General features: G+C 70.8%; 18 protein-coding genes and 1 riboswitch. Of the genes, 15 read left to right on the top strand and 3 right to left on the bottom strand.

Features of this window, described 5'->3' with window-relative positions; genetic code table 11:
• The first annotated feature begins 58 nt into the window (after positions 1 to 58).
• From ncot_RS15010 to ncot_RS14940, 15 genes are all read left to right on the top strand, one after another.
• Positions 59 to 823: a hypothetical protein gene (locus ncot_RS15010; RefSeq protein WP_168618331.1), complete on the top strand. Its 765-nt coding sequence runs from the start codon at positions 59 to 61 to the stop codon at positions 821 to 823.
• Between the two features lie 50 nt (positions 824 to 873).
• Positions 874 to 1,530, top strand: a complete 657-nt coding sequence (locus ncot_RS15005; protein ID WP_206064999.1) for a DUF1707 domain-containing protein — start codon at positions 874 to 876, stop codon at positions 1,528 to 1,530.
• Between the two features lie 94 nt (positions 1,531 to 1,624).
• Complete coding sequence (locus ncot_RS15000; RefSeq protein ID WP_168618330.1) at positions 1,625 to 2,671, top strand: NAD(P)-binding domain-containing protein; 1,047 nt, start codon at positions 1,625 to 1,627, stop codon at positions 2,669 to 2,671.
• 27 nt (positions 2,672 to 2,698) lie between these two features.
• Positions 2,699 to 2,809, top strand: a riboswitch (TPP riboswitch).
• A complete protein-coding gene (locus ncot_RS14995) occupies positions 2,807 to 3,430 on the top strand; it encodes a thiamine phosphate synthase (RefSeq protein ID WP_206064998.1) in 624 nt (207 codons plus the stop codon). It overlaps the preceding riboswitch by 3 nt.
• 5 nt (positions 3,431 to 3,435) lie before the next feature.
• Positions 3,436 to 4,473 (top strand): FAD-dependent oxidoreductase, encoded by a 1,038-nt coding sequence (locus ncot_RS14990; RefSeq protein ID WP_168618328.1) that lies wholly within the window; start codon positions 3,436 to 3,438, stop codon positions 4,471 to 4,473.
• Positions 4,474 to 4,525: 52 nt separating this feature from the next.
• Positions 4,526 to 4,717 (top strand): sulfur carrier protein ThiS, encoded by a 192-nt coding sequence (gene thiS / locus ncot_RS14985; protein ID WP_168618327.1) that lies wholly within the window; start codon positions 4,526 to 4,528, stop codon positions 4,715 to 4,717.
• Positions 4,714 to 5,475, top strand: a complete 762-nt coding sequence (locus ncot_RS14980; protein ID WP_168618326.1) for a thiazole synthase — start codon at positions 4,714 to 4,716, stop codon at positions 5,473 to 5,475. Before thiS ends, ncot_RS14980 begins: the two co-directional genes overlap by 4 nt.
• Before the next feature lie 11 nt (positions 5,476 to 5,486).
• Entirely contained in the window at positions 5,487 to 6,179 is a 693-nt protein-coding gene (locus tag ncot_RS14975) for a thiamine phosphate synthase (protein WP_206064997.1), read from the top strand.
• Positions 6,176 to 7,078, top strand: coding sequence for a bifunctional hydroxymethylpyrimidine kinase/phosphomethylpyrimidine kinase (thiD, locus tag ncot_RS14970; RefSeq protein ID WP_168618325.1), 903 nt, complete (start codon positions 6,176 to 6,178; stop codon positions 7,076 to 7,078). The genes ncot_RS14975 and thiD overlap by 4 nt, the downstream gene beginning before the upstream one ends.
• Positions 7,075 to 8,805 (top strand): phosphomethylpyrimidine synthase ThiC, encoded by a 1,731-nt coding sequence (gene thiC / locus ncot_RS14965; protein WP_168618324.1) that lies wholly within the window; start codon positions 7,075 to 7,077, stop codon positions 8,803 to 8,805. The genes thiD and thiC overlap by 4 nt, the downstream gene beginning before the upstream one ends.
• A gap of 65 nt (positions 8,806 to 8,870) precedes the next feature.
• Positions 8,871 to 9,908, top strand: coding sequence for a hypothetical protein (locus ncot_RS14960; protein WP_168618323.1), 1,038 nt, complete (start codon positions 8,871 to 8,873; stop codon positions 9,906 to 9,908).
• Positions 9,905 to 11,731, top strand: a complete 1,827-nt coding sequence (locus ncot_RS14955) for a hypothetical protein (RefSeq protein WP_168618322.1) — start codon at positions 9,905 to 9,907, stop codon at positions 11,729 to 11,731. The genes ncot_RS14960 and ncot_RS14955 overlap by 4 nt, the downstream gene beginning before the upstream one ends.
• Positions 11,732 to 11,784: 53 nt before the next feature.
• Positions 11,785 to 12,372 carry a DNA-3-methyladenine glycosylase I gene (locus ncot_RS14950; protein ID WP_168618321.1) on the top strand — a complete coding sequence of 196 codons (588 nt, stop codon included), beginning with the start codon at positions 11,785 to 11,787 and terminating at the stop codon, positions 12,370 to 12,372.
• A gap of 32 nt (positions 12,373 to 12,404) precedes the next feature.
• Positions 12,405 to 13,895, top strand: coding sequence for a cobyric acid synthase (locus tag ncot_RS14945; RefSeq protein ID WP_168618320.1), 1,491 nt, complete (start codon positions 12,405 to 12,407; stop codon positions 13,893 to 13,895).
• Positions 13,892 to 14,674 (top strand): cobalt-precorrin-6A reductase, encoded by a 783-nt coding sequence (locus ncot_RS14940; RefSeq protein ID WP_168618319.1) that lies wholly within the window; start codon positions 13,892 to 13,894, stop codon positions 14,672 to 14,674. Before ncot_RS14945 ends, ncot_RS14940 begins: the two co-directional genes overlap by 4 nt.
• Here ncot_RS14940 and ncot_RS14935 read toward each other — a convergent pair.
• The 3 genes from ncot_RS14935 to ncot_RS14925 form a co-directional block, all read right to left on the bottom strand.
• Positions 14,656 to 15,621, bottom strand: a complete 966-nt coding sequence (locus ncot_RS14935; protein WP_240937924.1) for a cobalamin biosynthesis protein — start codon at positions 15,619 to 15,621, stop codon at positions 14,656 to 14,658. The two genes, ncot_RS14940 and ncot_RS14935, sit on opposite strands and share 19 nt — an antisense overlap.
• 13 nt (positions 15,622 to 15,634) lie before the next feature.
• Positions 15,635 to 16,552, bottom strand: a complete 918-nt coding sequence (locus ncot_RS14930) for a CbtA family protein (protein ID WP_168618317.1) — start codon at positions 16,550 to 16,552, stop codon at positions 15,635 to 15,637.
• A 204-nt stretch (positions 16,553 to 16,756) separates the two neighbouring features.
• On the bottom strand, positions 16,757 to 16,969 hold the full coding sequence (locus ncot_RS14925) for a CbtB-domain containing protein (RefSeq protein ID WP_168618316.1): 213 nt from the start codon (positions 16,967 to 16,969) through the stop codon (positions 16,757 to 16,759).
• Between the last annotated feature and the right edge of the window lie 97 nt (positions 16,970 to 17,066).

Here is a 17,066-nt window from a genome sequence, read left to right as displayed (position 1 = left end):
CGTGGGCCTCGCTGGCCTATCGTGATCCGCAACCATCGGAGTTGACCAGGGGGTCGTCATGCGTCGGCTGGTGTTGAGCGTCGTCTCGGGCCTGATCATCACGTTGTTGGCGCCGGCTGCTCCGGCCTCAGCGGACGTCGGGTTCACGCAGGTCGGAGTCGAACGGCAGTTCAAGAAGTTCACCATCAGCTACCGGCGCTCCTGTCCGAGCTGCACGAGCACCTGGTACCCGCCGAGCTCCAACGGCGACCCCGTCAAGACAGCCACCGGCAAGGCCACCGTGCGTGTCACGACGTTCAAGATCAGGGAGGACAACGGTCGACGTGACCTCTACGCCATCGACGTCGACGTCGCGGTGACCAATCGCAAGGGCGACGAGGACTGGGGCTGGATGGACGTCCGCGTGCAGAGCACAGGCCGAACGCGGATCTACGACGCGATCCACACGCAGGGAATCGGTGCCACGAACAAGGACACGAAGTCGTCGTACCCCATCACACTGAGCGCTGGCTACGGTCCGATCAGCGCGGGAGCGACCATCGGCTACTTCGTGTCGGAAGCGAAGGGGTCCAGTCTGGTGGCCAAGCAGGTCGCTCGGGGACGTCAGTGGCGGGTGAACAAGGTCAACGGGGTCTACCACGCCACCACCGGGCGGATCGTCCGCGTCGGGCAGGGCAAGTTGCCGACCTTCCGAGTGGTCGCGTCTGCCAACAAGGACGGCGCCACGTTCACCTGTCAGCAGTGGAGCGACGGCTACCACTGCTTCGTGCCGCGGGGATTCGTCACCAAGTCCGCCAGGATCGGCACCCGCCGGCTCAGCTGATCCACCGGGCAACACCCGAGACAGTCGCGCACCACCGCTAGTGTGACGACATGGAGGGAACGCCCGAACCGCACCAGATGCGCATCTCGGACGCCGACCGGCACCGGGTCGCCGAGGTGCTCCGCGAGGCAGCCGGCGAGGGCCGGATCGACTTCGACGAGCTCGACGAGCGCCTCGAGGCCACGTACGCCGCGAAGACCTACGCCGACCTGGTGCCGATCACCGTGGACCTGCCGACCAAGGGGATCGAGGCGGCCCACCCCACGAGTCCGACACCCGTCGGCAGCCCGGTGCCGGCGACCGTGCACGCGCCCCGGCACAACGCGTCCTTGGCGATCATGGGGGGCCAGGACCGCAAGGGCGTCTGGGAGGTCGGCGCCAGCCACACTGCCTTCGCGTTGATGGGTGGCATCGACCTCGACCTGCGCGAGGCCGTCCTCACGGCTCGGGAGACCACCATCGTGGCGAACACGGTGATGGGTGGCATCGACGTGATCGTCAACGCACACACGCATGTGATCGTCGAGGGCGTCGGAGTGATGGGCGACTTCAGCCAGGCTCGTGACCGCGTCGAGCCGCAGATCGGGCCGGACTCGCCCGTCGTGCGTGTCAAGGGGTTCGCGCTGATGGGCGGGGTGACCGTGGTGCGCAAGCCGATGCCCGGCGAAGGCCGCGGCCGCAGGCTGAAGCGGCTGCCCGGAGGCTGAGCCGGGTGCCCTGAGGCTGGAGCGGCCCTGAGGTTGGAGCCGCTGCCCGGAGGCTGAGCCGGCATATTTTCGTGCCGCTCGTCGTTGGCCGTGTGTGGACATCTTCGACTCGGTGGTGATCGGCGCGGGCCAGGCCGGCCTGTCGTCGTCGTTCCACCTGAAGCGCCTGGGGCTGCGCCACGTCGTGCTCGACGCCAACGCGGCCCCCGGCGGGGCCTGGCAGCACCGCTGGGACTCGCTGACCATGGCCGACGTGCACGGTGTCGCCGACCTCCCCGACGGCGCTGCTCCGGGTGCCTCGCGAGCCCGAGCAAACCTCGTGGTGCCGGAGTTCTTCGACGCCTACGAGGAGACGCACGCGCTCCCGGTGCTCCGGCCGGTCGCGGTCGACTCCGTGCGCTCGGAGGGCGACCTGCTCGTCGTACGCTCCGGGACACAGGAGTGGTGGAGTCGGACGATCGTCAACGCCACCGGCACGTGGACCCGGCCGTTCGTGCCGCACTACCCGGGCATCGAGGGCTTCACCGGCGAGCAGTGGCACACCCACGACTACCCGGGGCGCGACCACTTCCGTGGCAAGCGGGTGCTGGTCGTGGGCGGGGGAGCCTCCGCCGTGCAGTTCCTCGGTGAGCTGGCCCCCGTCACCGACACCCTGTGGGCCACCCGCAGGCCCCCGGTCTGGCGCACGGACGACTTCACCCCGGAGGTGGGCCGGGCGGCCGTCGCCCTGGTGGAGGACCGCGTACGCCGCGGGTTGCCGCCGGCGAGCGTGGTCAGCGTGACCGGCCTGCTGCTGCGTGAGCAGGAGCAGGAGGCCGCACGGCTGGGCGCCTACGACGACCCGCGGCCGATGTTCGCCGCGATCGAGCCCGACGGCGTGCGCTGGGCGTCGGGCGACGTCGAAGCCGTCGACGCGATCCTGTGGGCCACCGGTTTCCGCCCGGCCATCTCCCACCTGGCACCCCTGCGGTTGCGCAGCCCGCGCGGCGGGATCCAGCTCGACGGCACCACCGCGGTCGTCGACGAGCGGGTGCAGCTGGTCGGCTACGGGCCGTCGGCCAGCACGATCGGTGCCAACCGCGCCGGGCGTCGCGCAGCGGTGGGGGTCTCCGCGTTCCTCGACGGCGAGGCGGTTGCCTGACCCCGGGCACTCTGCGCTAGTGTCGCTCGCATCCACCACAGGAGTCCCGAGGCAGGGGCTGAGAGGGAGCTGTAGCCGCTCCGACTGTTGAACCTGATCCGGGTCATGCCGGCGAAGGAAGCGAGGAGCGTTCCCGTGTTGTCACCGTCCGTCTCGTCGGCACCCGTCCTGCCACCGCCCGCGTTGCCGAGGCTGTTCTGCCTGGTCTCGACCGACGACGACCCGGCGCTGTTGCCCGGCCTGGCTGCGGCCGGGATCGACGGTTTCCAGGTCCGTGACAAGACCGCCACCACGCGCGGGCTGGTGGCGCTCACCGCCGCGGCGCTCGACACCGGCGCGTGTGTCGTGGTCAACGACCGCCTGGACGTGGCCGTCGTGGCCGGCGCGCACGGGGTGCACCTGGGAGCCAGCGACCTCTCCGTCGCCGCCGCCCGGCGCGTCGCTCCGTCGCTCATGGTGGGCGCCACCTGTCGCACGCCGGAGCAGGTCGCGCGGGCTGCCGCGGACGGCGCCACCTACGCAGGCTTCGGCCCGCTGTTCGCGACCTCGTCGAAGGCCGGCCTGCCTGCCCCGCTGGGGCTCCCGGCGATGTCGTCGGCGGTCGGCCCGCTGCCGCTGATCGGGATCGGCGGCGTCGACGCGTCCCGTGCGGGCTCCGTGATCGAGGCCGGTGCCCACGGCGTCGCCGTGATCGGCGGGATCTGGCGACAACCCGATCCACTGCAGGCAGCGAAGGACCTCGTGACGGCGGTCTCCTGATGCGGGTGCGCGTGCTCGGCGCCGGGATCGTCGGCCTCTCCGTCGCCGACGAGCTCATCCGCCGGGGACACACGGTCGTCGTCGTGGATCCCGCACCGGGCGCCGGGGCCTCGCACGCCGCGGCCGGCATGTTGTCGCCGTCGAGCGAGGTCTGGCACGGCGAGGAGGAGATCCTGCGCCTGGGCCTGCGCAGCCTCGAGCTGTGGCCGGCGTACGCCGAGCGGCTGGGGGTCGCGCTGCACCGCACCGGCACGCTGCTCGTGGGGCATGACCGGGGCGACCTGCACGAGGTGGAGCGACAGGCGGCGTTGCTGGCCTCCGCGGGACTGGCGCCAGCGGTGCTGACCGGTCGCGAGGTCCGGCGCCTCGAGCCGACGCTCGCGCCGCGTGTCGCAGGCGGTGTGCTGCTCCCTGCCGACCACAGCGTCGATCCGCGCAGGCTGGTCGCCGCCCTGCTGCTGCGGGTCGGGCGGGTTGCTCCGGTTGCGCCGGAGAACCCGTGTGAGGTGACGGTGGTCGCCACGGGCGCACGCCTGCCGGAGCCGTGGGCCCACCTGGTCCGAGGCGTGCGTGGCGAGATCCTGCGTGGGCACAGCGAGGACCCGCCGACCCGGACCATCCGGGGCCGGGTGAAGGGGCGGCCGGTCTACGTCGTCCCGCGCGCCGACGGCGGCATCGTCGTCGGAGCGACGTCGGAGGAGCACGACACACGTCCTGTGGTCACCTTCGGTGGAGTGTTCGCCCTGGTCGAGGCGGCCCGTGCGTTGCTGCCCGGGCTCGACCGGGCCACCTTCCACGAGGCGACCGCGCGGGACCGGCCCGCTGCTCCGGACAACCTGCCGTTGATCGGGCCGGCCCCGGGCCGACCGGACGTCGTCCTCGCGGCCGGCCTGTTCCGACACGGCGTCCTGCTCGCCCCGCTGGTTGCGCGGCTGGTTGCCGACCACCTCGAGCACGGGCACCTCGAGCCCGCGCTCGACCCCCACCGCTTCGCCGAGTCGGCACGTGTTGACAGCGCTGCCCGCCGAGTCGGCACGTGTTGACATCCCAGACCGCCGAGTCGGCACGTGTTGACAGCCCAGAGAGGAAGAACGGATGAGGATCATCGTGAACGGCACCGAGCGCGAGGTGGACGAGGAGCTGCCGCTGACGGCGCTGCTGCCCGGCAAACCACAGGGCACGGCCGTGGCACTCAACGACACGATCGTGCCTCGCCACCGGATCGGCGTCGTCGAGCTGGCTGCCGGCGACCGGGTCGAGATCGTGACGGCGGTGCAGGGCGGATGAGCCTCGTGATCGACGGAGAGACGCTCTCCTCGCGCCTGTTCCTCGGCACGGGCGGCCTGCCGCACCTGTCGTTGCTGGAGGCGGTGCTCGACGCGGCCGAGCCGGGCCTGGTGACCGTGAGCATGCGACGTACGTCGAGCGTGGCCGCGGGTGGGCTGCTCGCCACCCTGCAGCGTCGAGGAGTCAAGATCCTGCCGAACACCGCCGGGTGTCTCTCGGCGCGGGAGGCAGTGCTGACCGCCGAGCTTGCCCGCGAGGCACTCGGCACCGACTGGGTGAAGCTCGAGGTGATCGGCGACGAGACCAGCCTGATGCCCGACGCCATCGAGCTGCTCGAGGCGGCGGAAACCCTTGTGGGCAAGGGATTCACGGTCCTGCCCTACTCGAGCGACGACCCGGTGCTCGCCCGCCGGCTGGCCGATGCCGGGTGCGCCGCGGTGATGCCGCTCGGCTCACCGATCGGGTCCGGGCTCGGGGTGCTCAACCCGCATGCCATCGAAGCGGTGGTCGCCGCGGTCGACGTGCCGGTGGTGCTCGATGCGGGAGTGGGGACAGCCTCCGACGCTGCGCTAGCCCTCGAGCTGGGGTGTGACGCGGTGCTCGCGGCGACCGCGATCACGCGTGCCGACGACCCTGTCGCGATGGCACGGGCCCTGCGTCTCGGCGTCGAGGCCGGCTCGCTGGCACGCGCGGCCGGTCGCATCCCGCGTCGAACCGAGGCGCGGGCCTCCAGCCCGATGCAGGGACGGATCGCGTGACACGGGCGCAGGTGGCGTCTCGCCCGACGGCCGGCGACCGCGAGCCGGTGGCACTGCCGAGGCTCATGGTGCTCACGGACCGTTCCCAGCTGCGCCTCGGTCGGGGTCTGGTGCGCACCGTCGCCGAGTGCGTCGACGCCGGCCTCACCCACGTCGTCGTACGCGAGCACGATCTCGCTCCCGGCACCCGTGCGGCTCTGGTCGAGGCACTGCTCGGCGTGCCTGGCCTGATCGTGATCAGCTCGCGGATCCCGGACCCGGCGGCGCACGGACTCCACCAGCCCGCAGCTGCCGATGCCCCGCCGTCGTGCAACGCGGTGTCCGCGTCACCTGTGCGGCGACCGGAAGGCGCGGAAGTGACGTGGACACCGCGTTGCACGCGAGGGAGCGGAGGGGGAGCAGCGTTGGTCGGGCGGTCGTGCCACGACGCCGCTGATGTGCGTCGGGCGGCGGGTGACGGCGTCGACTACGTGACGCTCTCGCCGTTCGCAGCGACGCGCAGCAAGCCGGGGCACGGGCCCGCGCTCGGCCCCGAGGAGTACGCCGGCCACACGGTGCCGGTGTTCGCGCTCGGCGGGATCGGCGTCGAGAACGCCCCTGCCGCACGCCGGGCCGGAGCCCACGGCGTGGCGGTCATGGGTGAAGTGATGCGATCGGCTGATCCGGCGAGCACGGTGGCCCGGCTGCTCGAGGCGGTCCGATGAACCCGGCCGTCGTCCTGTCCGTCGCCGGCACCGACTCCGGGGGAGCAGCCGGGCTCGCCGCCGACCTGGCCACCTTCGCCGCCCACGGAACTCATGGCGCCGCCGTCGTCACTGCCGTGACGGCCCAGGACACCACCGGTGTGCGCGCGGTGCACGTGCCGCCGTACGACGTGGTGGTCGCGCAGGTCGATGCGGTGCTCGACGACCTGCCCGTCGCCGCCGTGAAGACCGGCATGCTCGGCTCCCCGGAGGTCGTGCGCCTGGTCGCCGAGCGGCTGGGCCACCTCCCCCTGGTCGTCGACCCCGTGCTGGTGGCCACCAGCGGCGCCGTGCTCGGCGACGCAGCGGTGCGGGCGGCCTACGTCGAGCACCTCCTTCCGGTCGCCAGCCTGATCACTCCCAATGTCGACGAGGCAGCGGCGCTGCTCGGCTCCGACAGTCGGGCCGACGGTCCGGCCGACAGTCCGGCCGACGAGCTCGCCGCCGGGCTGGCCGCGTTGGGCCCCGCGGTCGTGGTCACGGGTGGTGGGACGACGGGCCGTTGCACGGACTGGCTCGCAGCCCCCGGCCGGGACCCGATCGCGCTGAGCCATCCGGCCCTCCCGACCACCAACGACCACGGCACCGGCTGCACGTTCAGCGCGGCCCTGGCCGCCCACCTCGCACATGTTCTCGGCCCGGCCCGGGGCAGCTCCCGGGGCGCACGCGGCAGGTCGGGCGCCGAGACCCGCGGACTGCTCGGCGCCGACCTCGAGCAGGCCGTACGACGCGCCGCGGCCTACACCGCGAACCAGCTGATGCTCAGCCGCCACTGGGACCTCGGCCGAGGCCGGGGCCCGATCGCCCACCTGATCTCGACGAACTCGATCAACGGAAGAAACCACGAGGAGACACCATGACCGTCCACGAAGCCCACGAACGCATTCACGTCAGCGGTGATCGCCCCGACATCCGGGTGCCGATGACGAGGGTCAACCTCACCAACGGTGGGAGCTTCGACCGCTACGCGACCGAGGGCCCGGGCTCGAAGCCGGAGGTCGGACTGCCGCGGCTGCGCACCGACTGGATCGTCGAGCGGGGGGACACGGAGACGTACGACGGTCGCGAGACCCAGCTCCTCGACAACGGCAGGTCCGCCGTACGTCGAGGCGCAGCAGCCGACGAGTGGCAGGGGGAGAATCCCCAACCCCGCAAGGCGACTGAGGGTCGCCGCGTCACTCAGATGCACTACGCCCGCAACGGCGTCATCACCCCCGAGATGGAGTTCGTGGCGATTCGTGAGGGCTGCGACGTCGAGCTGGTGCGCAGCGAGGTGGCTGCTGGCCGCGCGATCATCCCGGCCAACGTCAACCACCCCGAGGCCGAGCCGATGATCATCGGCAGGCGCTTCCTGGTGAAGGTCAACGCCAACATCGGGAACTCGGCCGTCACCAGCTCCATCGCGGAGGAGGTCGACAAGCTCACCTGGGCGGTCACCTGGGGCGCCGACACGGTCATGGACCTGAGCACCGGGGACGACATCCACACCACCCGCGAGTGGATCGTGCGCAACAGCCCGGTCCCGATCGGGACCGTGCCGATCTACCAAGCCCTCGAGAAGGTCAACGGTGAGGCCGACAAGCTCACCTGGGAGATCTTCCGGGACACGGTGATCGAGCAGTGCGAGCAGGGCGTCGACTACATGACCATCCACGCCGGGGTGCTGCTGCGCTACGTGCCGATGACGGCCGACCGGGTCACCGGCATCGTCTCCCGCGGCGGCTCGATCATGGCGGGGTGGTGCCTGGCCCACCACGAGGAGAACTTCCTCCACACGCACTTCGACGAGCTGTGCGAGATCTTCGCCCAGTACGACGTCAGCTTCAGCCTCGGCGACGGGTTGCGGCCGGGCTCGACCGCGGACGCCAACGACCAGGCCCAGTTCTCCGAGCTGCGCACGCTGGCCGAGCTCACCGAGCGGGCGTGGGAGCACGACGTGCAGGTGATGGTCGAGGGCCCGGGACACGTGCCGCTCAACCTGGTCGAGGAGAACGTCGTTCTCCAGCAGGACTGGTGCAAGGGGGCGCCGTTCTACACCCTCGGCCCGCTGGCCACGGACATCGCGCCCGGCTACGACCACATCACCAGCGCCATCGGCGCCGCCACGATCGCGATGCACGGCACGGCGATGCTCTGCTACGTCACGCCCAAGGAGCACCTGGGCCTGCCGAACCGCGACGACGTGAAGACCGGCGTGATCACCTACAAGCTCTCCGCCCACGCGGCCGACGTCGCCAAGGGACACCCGCGGGCCCGGGACTGGGACGACGAGCTGAGCAGGGCCCGCTTCGAGTTCCGCTGGCGCGACCAGTTCGCGCTCTCGCTCGACCCGCACACGGCCGAGGCGTTCCACGACGAGACCCTGCCCGCCGAGGCGAGCAAGACCGCGCACTTCTGCTCGATGTGCGGCCCGAAGTTCTGCTCGATGCGGATCAGCCAGGACGTGCGCGACCGCTTCGGGTCGTCGCTGGAGCCCGGACTGGAGCCGGGACCGGACCCGGACCTGGACCCTGAGCTCGGGATGCGGCAGAAGTCCGCAGAGTTCCTCGAGCTCGGCAGGAGCGTGTACGTCGAGGTGACCACCTGACCCGGATGTCGCCGTCCGCGGCGACGGGGTGGTTTCAACGGCGCTCCTCGGGGCACCCTGTGGCCATGGTGAGTGCTCTCAGTGGTCGACCCCTGCCGCTGCGACGCCTGCTCGCCGGGCTGCTCGGCCTGCTGCTCGTGGTTGCCGTGACTGCCTGTGACAGCGAGGCCGACCGCGAGCCCGGGGGTCAGCACTGGCCGACCGGTGAGTCCCTCGACGCGTCAGGGCTGGTCTGGGGCAAGGGCCACACCATCCACCTCGCGGATGGCACCGAGATCGACACCGTGGACGACTTCAGCGAGTACGCCGTCGCCGGCGACGCTGTCTGGTTCACCAAGGCGGCGGCCTCTGACCCGACGCAGCCAGCCGAGAACGGGCGCCTCTACCGGGCCACCCGGGACGGGGTGGAGGCGACCGACTCCTACGTCACGCAGATCAGCGCGACGACGGACGGACGCCACCTGGTCCTCCTCGACGACGTGAACGGCCCGAAGGACGACCACGGCACGGCGGCCTTCCTGCTGGTGGTGGTCGACACCGAGACCGGTGAGGAGACGATCCGGACCGCGGAGGGCATGGACGACCCGGGAGGCGTCGGCCTTGCCGAGGCCTACGAGGAAGGCAGCCCGTGGCTGGCCGCCGTCACGGACACCACGGCGTACGTCAGTGCCCTGGGGGAGCACCGCGCCTTCGACCTGGCCACGGGTGAGGTCGAGGAGGTCAGCTCGGACGACGTCCCGGACCCGCAGGGCGAACCGACCCACCCGCGGTGGAATGGCTCGCACACCTGGCGGATCGACATCGGCCAGGACGGGTCGCAACCGGGGCTCGTCGACGAGGCAGGCCACAGGATCGACCCGGAGCTGAGCACCTCCGAGTGGGCGCTGGTGCGCTGGCTGGACGACGACACCGTCCTCGCGATCTCCATGGCGCGAGTGGGGTCGGACGGCGACGACGGCATCCAGGCCGGCGACGTGGACTCGTTGGCGACGTGTGAGGTGCCCAGCGGTGCCTGCACGCAGGTCCCGGGAGCCACCCGTGACCTGGTGTCGGAACCTCCGTTGTTCCCGCAACAGGCGATCAGGACGGGAGTCGAGTCGTGAGCGACGGACCCGAGCGTCTCTACGCGAGGCTGACGTCGGGCAACCCCGGGACCATCGTCACCGTGCGCGACTCGGTCACGGCCTCCATGACATCGATCGACACCAGCGCAGACTCGCTCGAGCTCGCCACGACGGGTGTCGAGTGGAAGGGACAGGACCGCGACTCCTACAACGAGCGGATCTGGGCCACGAAGGCGATGGCGGAGATGGCGCACATGCGCTGCAGCCAGGGCAAGGTTGCGCTGAACAGCGTGCAACGGCTCTACGACGCGACCATCGGGTTCGCCGACCTCGTCATCACGACCTGGCGGGTCAATAAGACCCTGCCCCTCGCAGGTCCGGTGCTCAAGCTCTGCCGCGATGATGCGATGGATGCGCTGCGTCAGGCCTCGTCGGTCTACACCGAGGGGTTGGTGGCCGCCACGGACTACCTGCCCACGGACGAGCTGGCGCAGCAGGATGGCGACGCGGACGACTTCAAGGACTACCTCAGGAACGGCGGCCTGTCCGAGAAGGAGATCGAGGCCCTGCAGGACGGCATCGGCTACTCCATGACGTGGGGCCTCGACAACGGGACCTTGCCGGGCCCGGTCATCGCGGACACGGAGGTGACCGGCAACGACGACGGCCTGACGCCCCAGGGCCTCGGCTACAGCCCGGCCAACGGCGGCACGATGGTGCAGGTGTCGTACGGCGGCAAGGGTGACGACACCGCCGTGGCGTCGATCATCGATCCGGACACCGGCGAGCTGATCAACACCGTCGAGCTCTCAGGCTTCGACGGGCAGGCGGCCCACCACGTGGGCAGTGTGGTCGTCGACGGCAACGACGTGTGGATCACGGCTGGTGACCCGTCACGAGCGATCCGCTACTCGCTGTCCGACCTGAAGACCCAGAACCTCGGCAGTGTCGCGCCGGCCCGGGACGCCGTGGACCTCAAGGACGGCGGTCACTCGTTCTCGACGATCCACACCGACGCCAACGGGTCGACGTACCTCTATGCGGGCAACTTCTGGGACGACCGGATGTATCGCTACGAGAAGGTCGGTGGTGACTGGGTCCGCGATGACGACTACGAGGTCAGGACCCCGGAGTTCACACAAGGCGTGGTCATCACGGACGGGGAGATGTCGTTCAGCACCTCCTACGGCCGCGGCTACGAGTCCGAGGTCAAGACCTTCGACCGCGGCACCCTCGAGAACGGCGGTGACGCGTCGGCCGACGACGGGTTGATCAGGAACACACATCTCGCCAACATGTCCGAGGGGATGACACAGACCCCGGAGGGCCTGGCGGTGATGCACGAGTCCGGTGCGAAGGACTACCTTGGCACCGGGGACGAATGGGTCAGCCCCTTCATGTCCATCCTGAGCCCGGAACAGTCGGGCATGCCGGGCTCGATCGAGGTGCAGCCCGAGACCCTCCGTGATGCCGCCACGAACCTGGGGCGGGTGGAGGCAGCGTTGAGCTCGGCGGGCAGCACGATCCATGCCATCCACCTGCCCACCTCCGCCCTGGGCCAGGTCGAAGGAGCGGCCGACTTCGCGAAGGCGCTCAACCTCCACCTCGACGCGACCGGGATCTGGCTCAAGCGCTCCGAGATCTCCGCGGGCATCAGCATCGACGGACTGCGCAGCAGCGCCGACGAGCACGAGCGAGCCGACACCACGACTCGGTCGTTGTACGAGTGGGACCGCGAGCACCTCGGCCTTGCCGACAAGGGCAAGGAGGCGGTGGAGGACGTCAAGGAGTTCGGCAAGGACGCCAAGGAGAAGGCCGAGAACATCGACCTGACTCCGTGGGACGGCGTCTTCCCCGGCTAGGACGGCAGACTCGTCACTTCATCGGTGCCGGCGGTTCCTGCCACACTGTCGCCATGACCGTGATGTGCGACGACGGCCTCGCCCGGCCCACCTGGGCCGCGACCGACCCGATGCTGCGCGACTACTACGACACCGAGTGGGGCATGCCGGTCCGTGAGGAAGCAGCCCTCTTCGAGCGGATCAGCCTCGAGGCCTTCCAGTCCGGCCTGTCGTGGGCCACGATCCTGAGGAAGCGTCCGGCCTTCCGCGAGGCCTTCGACGGCTTCGATCCCGAGAAGGTCGCGGCCTACGACGACTCCGACCGCGAGCGCCTGATGGCCGACGCCGGCATCGTGCGCAACCGGCGCAAGGTCGACGCCACGATCACCAATGCTCGCGCGACGTTGGCGTTGCGTGACGAGGGTGGGTTGGTCGACTTCGTCTGGTCCTTCCAGCCGTCGGCAACGCCCGAGCCCACGACCTGGGCCGACGTGCCCACGCAGTCGGCCGAGTCCGTGGCGCTGTCGAGGGCGCTGAAGAAGAAGGGCTTCGTCCACGTCGGGCCCACCACGATGCATGCGCTGATGGAGGCGGTCGGCATCGTCGACACCCACCTGATGGGCTCCCATCGCCGCGGCTCGTCCGGGGTCTGGCCGCGGTGATCCGCGCGGCCCCACGCCGATAGGCTGCGGGCATGACTCGTGGTGCCCTTCTCGTCGCCGGCACCACCTCCGACGCGGGCAAGAGCATCCTCACCACGGGCCTGTGCCGTGCCTTCGCACGTCGGGGACTGAGGGTGGCACCGTTCAAGAGCCAGAACATGTCCAACAACTCGATGGTCTGTGCCGACGGCGCCGAGATCGGCCGTGCCCAGTGGGTCCAGGCCCTGGCGGCACGGGCCGAGCCGGAGGCCGCGATGAACCCGGTGCTGCTCAAGCCCGGCGGCGACCGGCGCAGCCACGTGGTGGTGATGGGGCAGCCCGCGGGCGAGATCTCGAGTCGCGACTTCGTCGACGGCAGGCGCCATCTTGCCCGGTCGGCGTACGACGCGTTCGACGACCTGGCGTCGCGCTACGACGTGGTGGTCGCGGAGGGTGCCGGTAGCCCGACCGAGATCAACCTGCGCGAGAGCGACTACGTCAACATGGGCCTGGCCCGGCATGCCTCGATCCCGACCGTGGTGGTCGGTGACATCGATCGGGGTGGAGTCTTCGCCGCGATGTTCGGCACGGTGGCGCTGCTCGAGCCGGCCGACCAGGCACTCATCGCCGGCTTCGTGGTCAACAAGTTCCGCGGTGACGCGTCGTTGCTGACGCCGGGGCTCGACCAGCTCGAGGCGCTCACGGGGCGGCGGGTGTTCGGCGTGCTGCCGTGGAATCCCCATCTCTGGTTGGACTCCGAGGACGCGCTCGACCTCGAGGGGCGGCGTACGCCGGTCGGTGCGGCCGCGATGAAGGTCGCGGTGATCCGACTGCCACGGGTCTCGAACTTCACCGACGTCGACGCGCTCGGCATCGAGCCGGGACTCGACGTGGTCTTCGTCAGCGACCCACGCGCGATGGCCGACGCCGACCTCGTCGTCCTGCCCGGGACGCGCGCCACGATCTCGGACCTGGCCTGGCTGCGCTCGCGAGGGCTGGATCGAGCGATCCTCGACCATGCCGGGGCCGGGAAGCCGATGCTCGGGATCTGTGGTGGCTTCCAGATGCTCGGTCGTCGCATCGCCGACCCTGACGGGGTGGAGGGCGAGACGGGTGCCGTGGTCGACGGCCTCGGGCTGCTCGACGTCACCACGACGTTCGCCCGGGAGAAGGCACTGCGCCTGCCGACCGGCTCCGCCCTGGGCGCCGCGACGACTGGTTACGAGATCCACCACGGGCGGATCACCCGTGGCTCGGACGAGGAGTTCCTCGGCGGGGCCCGCAACGACGCGGTCTTCGGGACCATGTGGCACGGCAGCCTCGAGGGTGACGACTTCCGCCGAGCCCTGCTGGGGGAGGTGGCAGCCGTGTCCGGGCGCACCTGGACCAGCTCCGACGTCAGCTTCTCCGAGCAACGCGAACGACGCCTCGACCTGCTGGGCGACCTCGTCGAGGAACACCTCGACGTCGAGGCGCTGATCGACCTCGTCGACCGGGGTGCACCAGCCGACCTGTCGATCCTCCCACCGGGAACGGGTCGATGAGCGTTCTCCTGCTCGGCGGCACCGGTGAGGCGCGCGAGCTGGCCCTTCTCCTGGAGCAGCGTGGCGTCGACTTCACCTCGTCGCTGGCGGGTCGGGTGGCACGGCCACGCCTGCCGGTCGGCCCGGTCCGGATCGGTGGCTTCGGGGGAGTCGACGGCTTGGTCGCCCACCTGCGTGCTGCCGGGGTGACGGCGGTGGTCGACGCGACGCACCCCTTCGCGGCAGGCATCACCCGCAACGCGGCCGCGGCCTGTGCTGCGACCGGCACTCCGCTGCTGCGCCTCGAACGTCCCGGCTGGGCGGACGCGCCGGGCTCCGACGCCTGGCACTGGGTGGATGATCACGACTCGGCCGCCCGCCTGACGGCCTCGCTCGGCGATCGTCCGTTCCTCACCGTGGGGCGCCAGTCGCTCGACCGGTTCGTCGGCCCCTTGGCCGAATCGTCAGCGCTGGTGCGGGTTGTCGACCCGCCGTCGATCGAGCTGCCTCCGTCCTGGCGGCTGCTCACCAGCCGCGGTCCCTACCGCCTCGAGGGGGAGCTGGCCGTGATGCGCGAGCACTCCGTCGACGTCGTGGTCACCAAGGACTCGGGGGGCTCCTTCACCTGGCCCAAGATGGAGGCTGCTGGCTCGCTCGGCCTGCCCGTGGTCGTCGTTCGTCGCTCGGCGGCGGCGCCGGACACACAGGTCGTCCACGACCCCGCCGCCGCGGGTGCCTGGCTGACGGGCATCGGGCTCGCGGGTCGCGACGATGGAGGATCTCACGCAGTGGGTGAGTGAGATCCTCCACTGTTCCCGGCGCGGCCGAGAAGGAGCGTGATGCCCGCGGCCACGACGACCGAGCCCCCTGACACCCTGTCGGCGAGGTCGCGGGCACGATCGATGTCGGCCGCCGTCGGCCCTCGACCAGTCCCGAGGGTGTGCCGGTCCTCGACCCGGTTGCCGTAGGTGTTCACCCCGCCGAGCTGTAGGCCGAGCGCTCCGGCGAACGCTGCCTCAACCGGGCCGGCGTTGGGGCTGGGGTGGTGGCGGGCATCGCGGCGCCAGGCCTGCAGTGCCGCGCGAGAGGAGCCGCCCACCGTGGGTGCCAGTGCCGTGGCGAGGAGAGCCGCGAGCCGGGCACCGGCCAGGTTGAGCAGGTCGTCGAGCCGGGCCGAGGCCCACCCGAAGTCCCGGTAGCGCTCATCGCGGTGGCCGACCATCGCATCGAGCGTGTTCGCCGCTCGGTAGCCGACCAGCCCCGGAATGCCATGGAGACCGCCCAGGACGAGCGGAGCGACCACCGCGTCGGAGGTGTTCTCGGCGACGGACTCGATGGTGGCGCGGGCGATCTCCGACTCGTCGAGCCGGGAGGTGTCCCGCCCGACGAGGTGGGTCAGCTGACGTCGAGCGGCCGGCAGGTCGGTGGCCTCGAGCTGAGCGTGGATGGTGCGCGCCTCGCGCCCCAACGACGTACCACCGAGGACGGCCCAGGTGGCGGTGGCAGTGAGCACGGTGCGCGTGACCGGCCGGTGGGCGGCCCGGCGCTCGACGAGTGCGCTGATGGCTGCGCTGCCTCCCACCAGAGTGGCGGTGAACAGCATGCCGCGTCGGCGCGTGGCGGCGTACATGCGCGCTTCCAGGCGTGAGGCGACCTGTCCGAAGCCGGCCACCGGGTGGAAGCGAGCGGGGTCGCCCAGGAGCCGATCTGCGGCGAACCCCAGGGCGAGTCCCAGGGCACGCGGCACGGAGCTGTCCATCTCAGAGGGAGGCGGCGAGCTCGCGGCGCTCGGCCTGCGCGACGGCAACGCTGTCGAGCCTGCCGACCAGGCCGGTGAGGACCACGCCGATCACACCCCAGAGGGTGGCGAGGGTGAAGAGCGAGGAGAGGCGGAAGTACCAGAGCGTGTCGGCGGGGAAGTCGCCGAGCTCGTTGACCGTCGGCATCGCGACGGCGCTCACGATCACCACCAGGAGGTAGACCGCGACGCCGATCACGACGCTGGCGTAGGCGCTGAGCTGCGTGTGCATGCGGCGGGCTAGCAGAGTGGCGGCGAACGCGGCGAGGATCGAGATCGTGAGGAAGACGAAGTAGTCGACCGTGCGCTCGCCGATGGTCTCGCCGGAACCGACGGCCGGGGGAGCGGCCGGGTACTTGAACCACGGCACCACGGCGAACGCGACGAAGCCGATCGCGGTGACCAGGGCGGTGGAGGCGGCCGGTCGGAGACGACCGATGCGACCGACGGCGGCGGCGGAGACCAGGGCGACGATCCCGCCCAGTGCGGTGCCCACGACGAGCGTGCCGGTCAACAGTCCCCAGGTCCTCTGGTCGGCGCGCGACACCTCGGACTCGCCGTCGCCGTGGCTGTGTCCGCCACCGGACTCGTCGTGCTCGTGGGTCGCGCCGGTGTCTGTGTGCGCCTCGTCGTGCTCGTGGGTCGCGCCGGTGTCTGTGTGTTCCTCGTCGTGCTCGTGGGTCGCGCCGGCGTCTGTGTGCGCCCCGTCGTGCTCGTGGGTGTGCTCGGCGGGAGCCGCTTCGTCGGCCGTCCCGGCCTCTTCGAGGGCGATCGCCTTCTCGACGTGGGGTTCGCCGACCTGGTGGGCGACGAGGAAGGCGAGGATACCGGCGACGAAACCGGCAACCAGGCCCCTGATCAGGATGTTGCGTGCGGTCATGGTGGGTCCGTTCAAAACTGCGCGAGAGCGCGGAAGACAAGCGAGTGACGCGACGTCATACGGGTTGGTGGCCGGGACGACCTGTGCGTATGACGTTGCGCTGCGTCATGCGGTGGGGCTGTCGGGGCGACCTGTGCGTATGACGTTGCGGCGTGAGATGGCGTGCTGCGGTGCAGCTCGTGGGCCCGCGGGGCCGTCAGCGGCTCAGTGGCAGGGGTAGCCGAGCAGGTGGCGACCGTCGTGGACCCACTCGTGGATCGCGGTACCGGAGATCAGCGACGTGGCGCCCTGGTCGGTGCTCACGAAGAACAGCGCGAGCACGGCGATGAGGCCGAAGAAGAGCGCCCACGGGGCGATCTGGCCGAGCGGGATCGAGGGGACCTCGACGGCGGGAGCGGATGCAGAGACCTGTGACATGTTTCCTCCTGAGGGATGGTGCGTCCCTTGACTGGTGGGGATTTCACGGGCCTTCGGGTCTGACTCCACCGCCTCGATGCTGCCGAAGCGATGTCAC

The organism is Nocardioides sp. JQ2195, assembly GCF_012272695.1.
Lineage (GTDB): Bacteria > Actinomycetota > Actinomycetes > Propionibacteriales > Nocardioidaceae > Nocardioides.
This window is presented reverse-complemented; position numbering and strand designations above follow the sequence as displayed.

What these genes read in the sequence shown, in the direction of transcription:
- thiD (WP_168618325.1), top strand. Translation starts at nt 6,176, where the DNA reads ATGAACCCGGCCGTCGTCCTGTCCGTCGCCGGCACCGACTCCGGGGGA.
- thiC (WP_168618324.1), top strand. Translation starts at nt 7,075, where the DNA reads ATGACCGTCCACGAAGCCCACGAACGCATTCACGTCAGCGGTGATCGC.
- ncot_RS14980 (WP_168618326.1), top strand. Translation starts at nt 4,714, where the DNA reads ATGAGCCTCGTGATCGACGGAGAGACGCTCTCCTCGCGCCTGTTCCTC.
- ncot_RS15005 (WP_206064999.1), top strand. Translation starts at nt 874, where the DNA reads ATGGAGGGAACGCCCGAACCGCACCAGATGCGCATCTCGGACGCCGAC.
- ncot_RS14945 (WP_168618320.1), top strand. Translation starts at nt 12,405, where the DNA reads ATGACTCGTGGTGCCCTTCTCGTCGCCGGCACCACCTCCGACGCGGGC.
- ncot_RS14940 (WP_168618319.1), top strand. Translation starts at nt 13,892, where the DNA reads ATGAGCGTTCTCCTGCTCGGCGGCACCGGTGAGGCGCGCGAGCTGGCC.
- ncot_RS14930 (WP_168618317.1), bottom strand. Translation starts at nt 16,552, where the DNA reads ATGACCGCACGCAACATCCTGATCAGGGGCCTGGTTGCCGGTTTCGTC.
- ncot_RS14950 (WP_168618321.1), top strand. Translation starts at nt 11,785, where the DNA reads ATGACCGTGATGTGCGACGACGGCCTCGCCCGGCCCACCTGGGCCGCG.
- ncot_RS15010 (WP_168618331.1), top strand. Translation starts at nt 59, where the DNA reads ATGCGTCGGCTGGTGTTGAGCGTCGTCTCGGGCCTGATCATCACGTTG.
- ncot_RS14925 (WP_168618316.1), bottom strand. Translation starts at nt 16,969, where the DNA reads ATGTCACAGGTCTCTGCATCCGCTCCCGCCGTCGAGGTCCCCTCGATC.
- ncot_RS14960 (WP_168618323.1), top strand. Translation starts at nt 8,871, where the DNA reads ATGGTGAGTGCTCTCAGTGGTCGACCCCTGCCGCTGCGACGCCTGCTC.
- thiS (WP_168618327.1), top strand. Translation starts at nt 4,526, where the DNA reads ATGAGGATCATCGTGAACGGCACCGAGCGCGAGGTGGACGAGGAGCTG.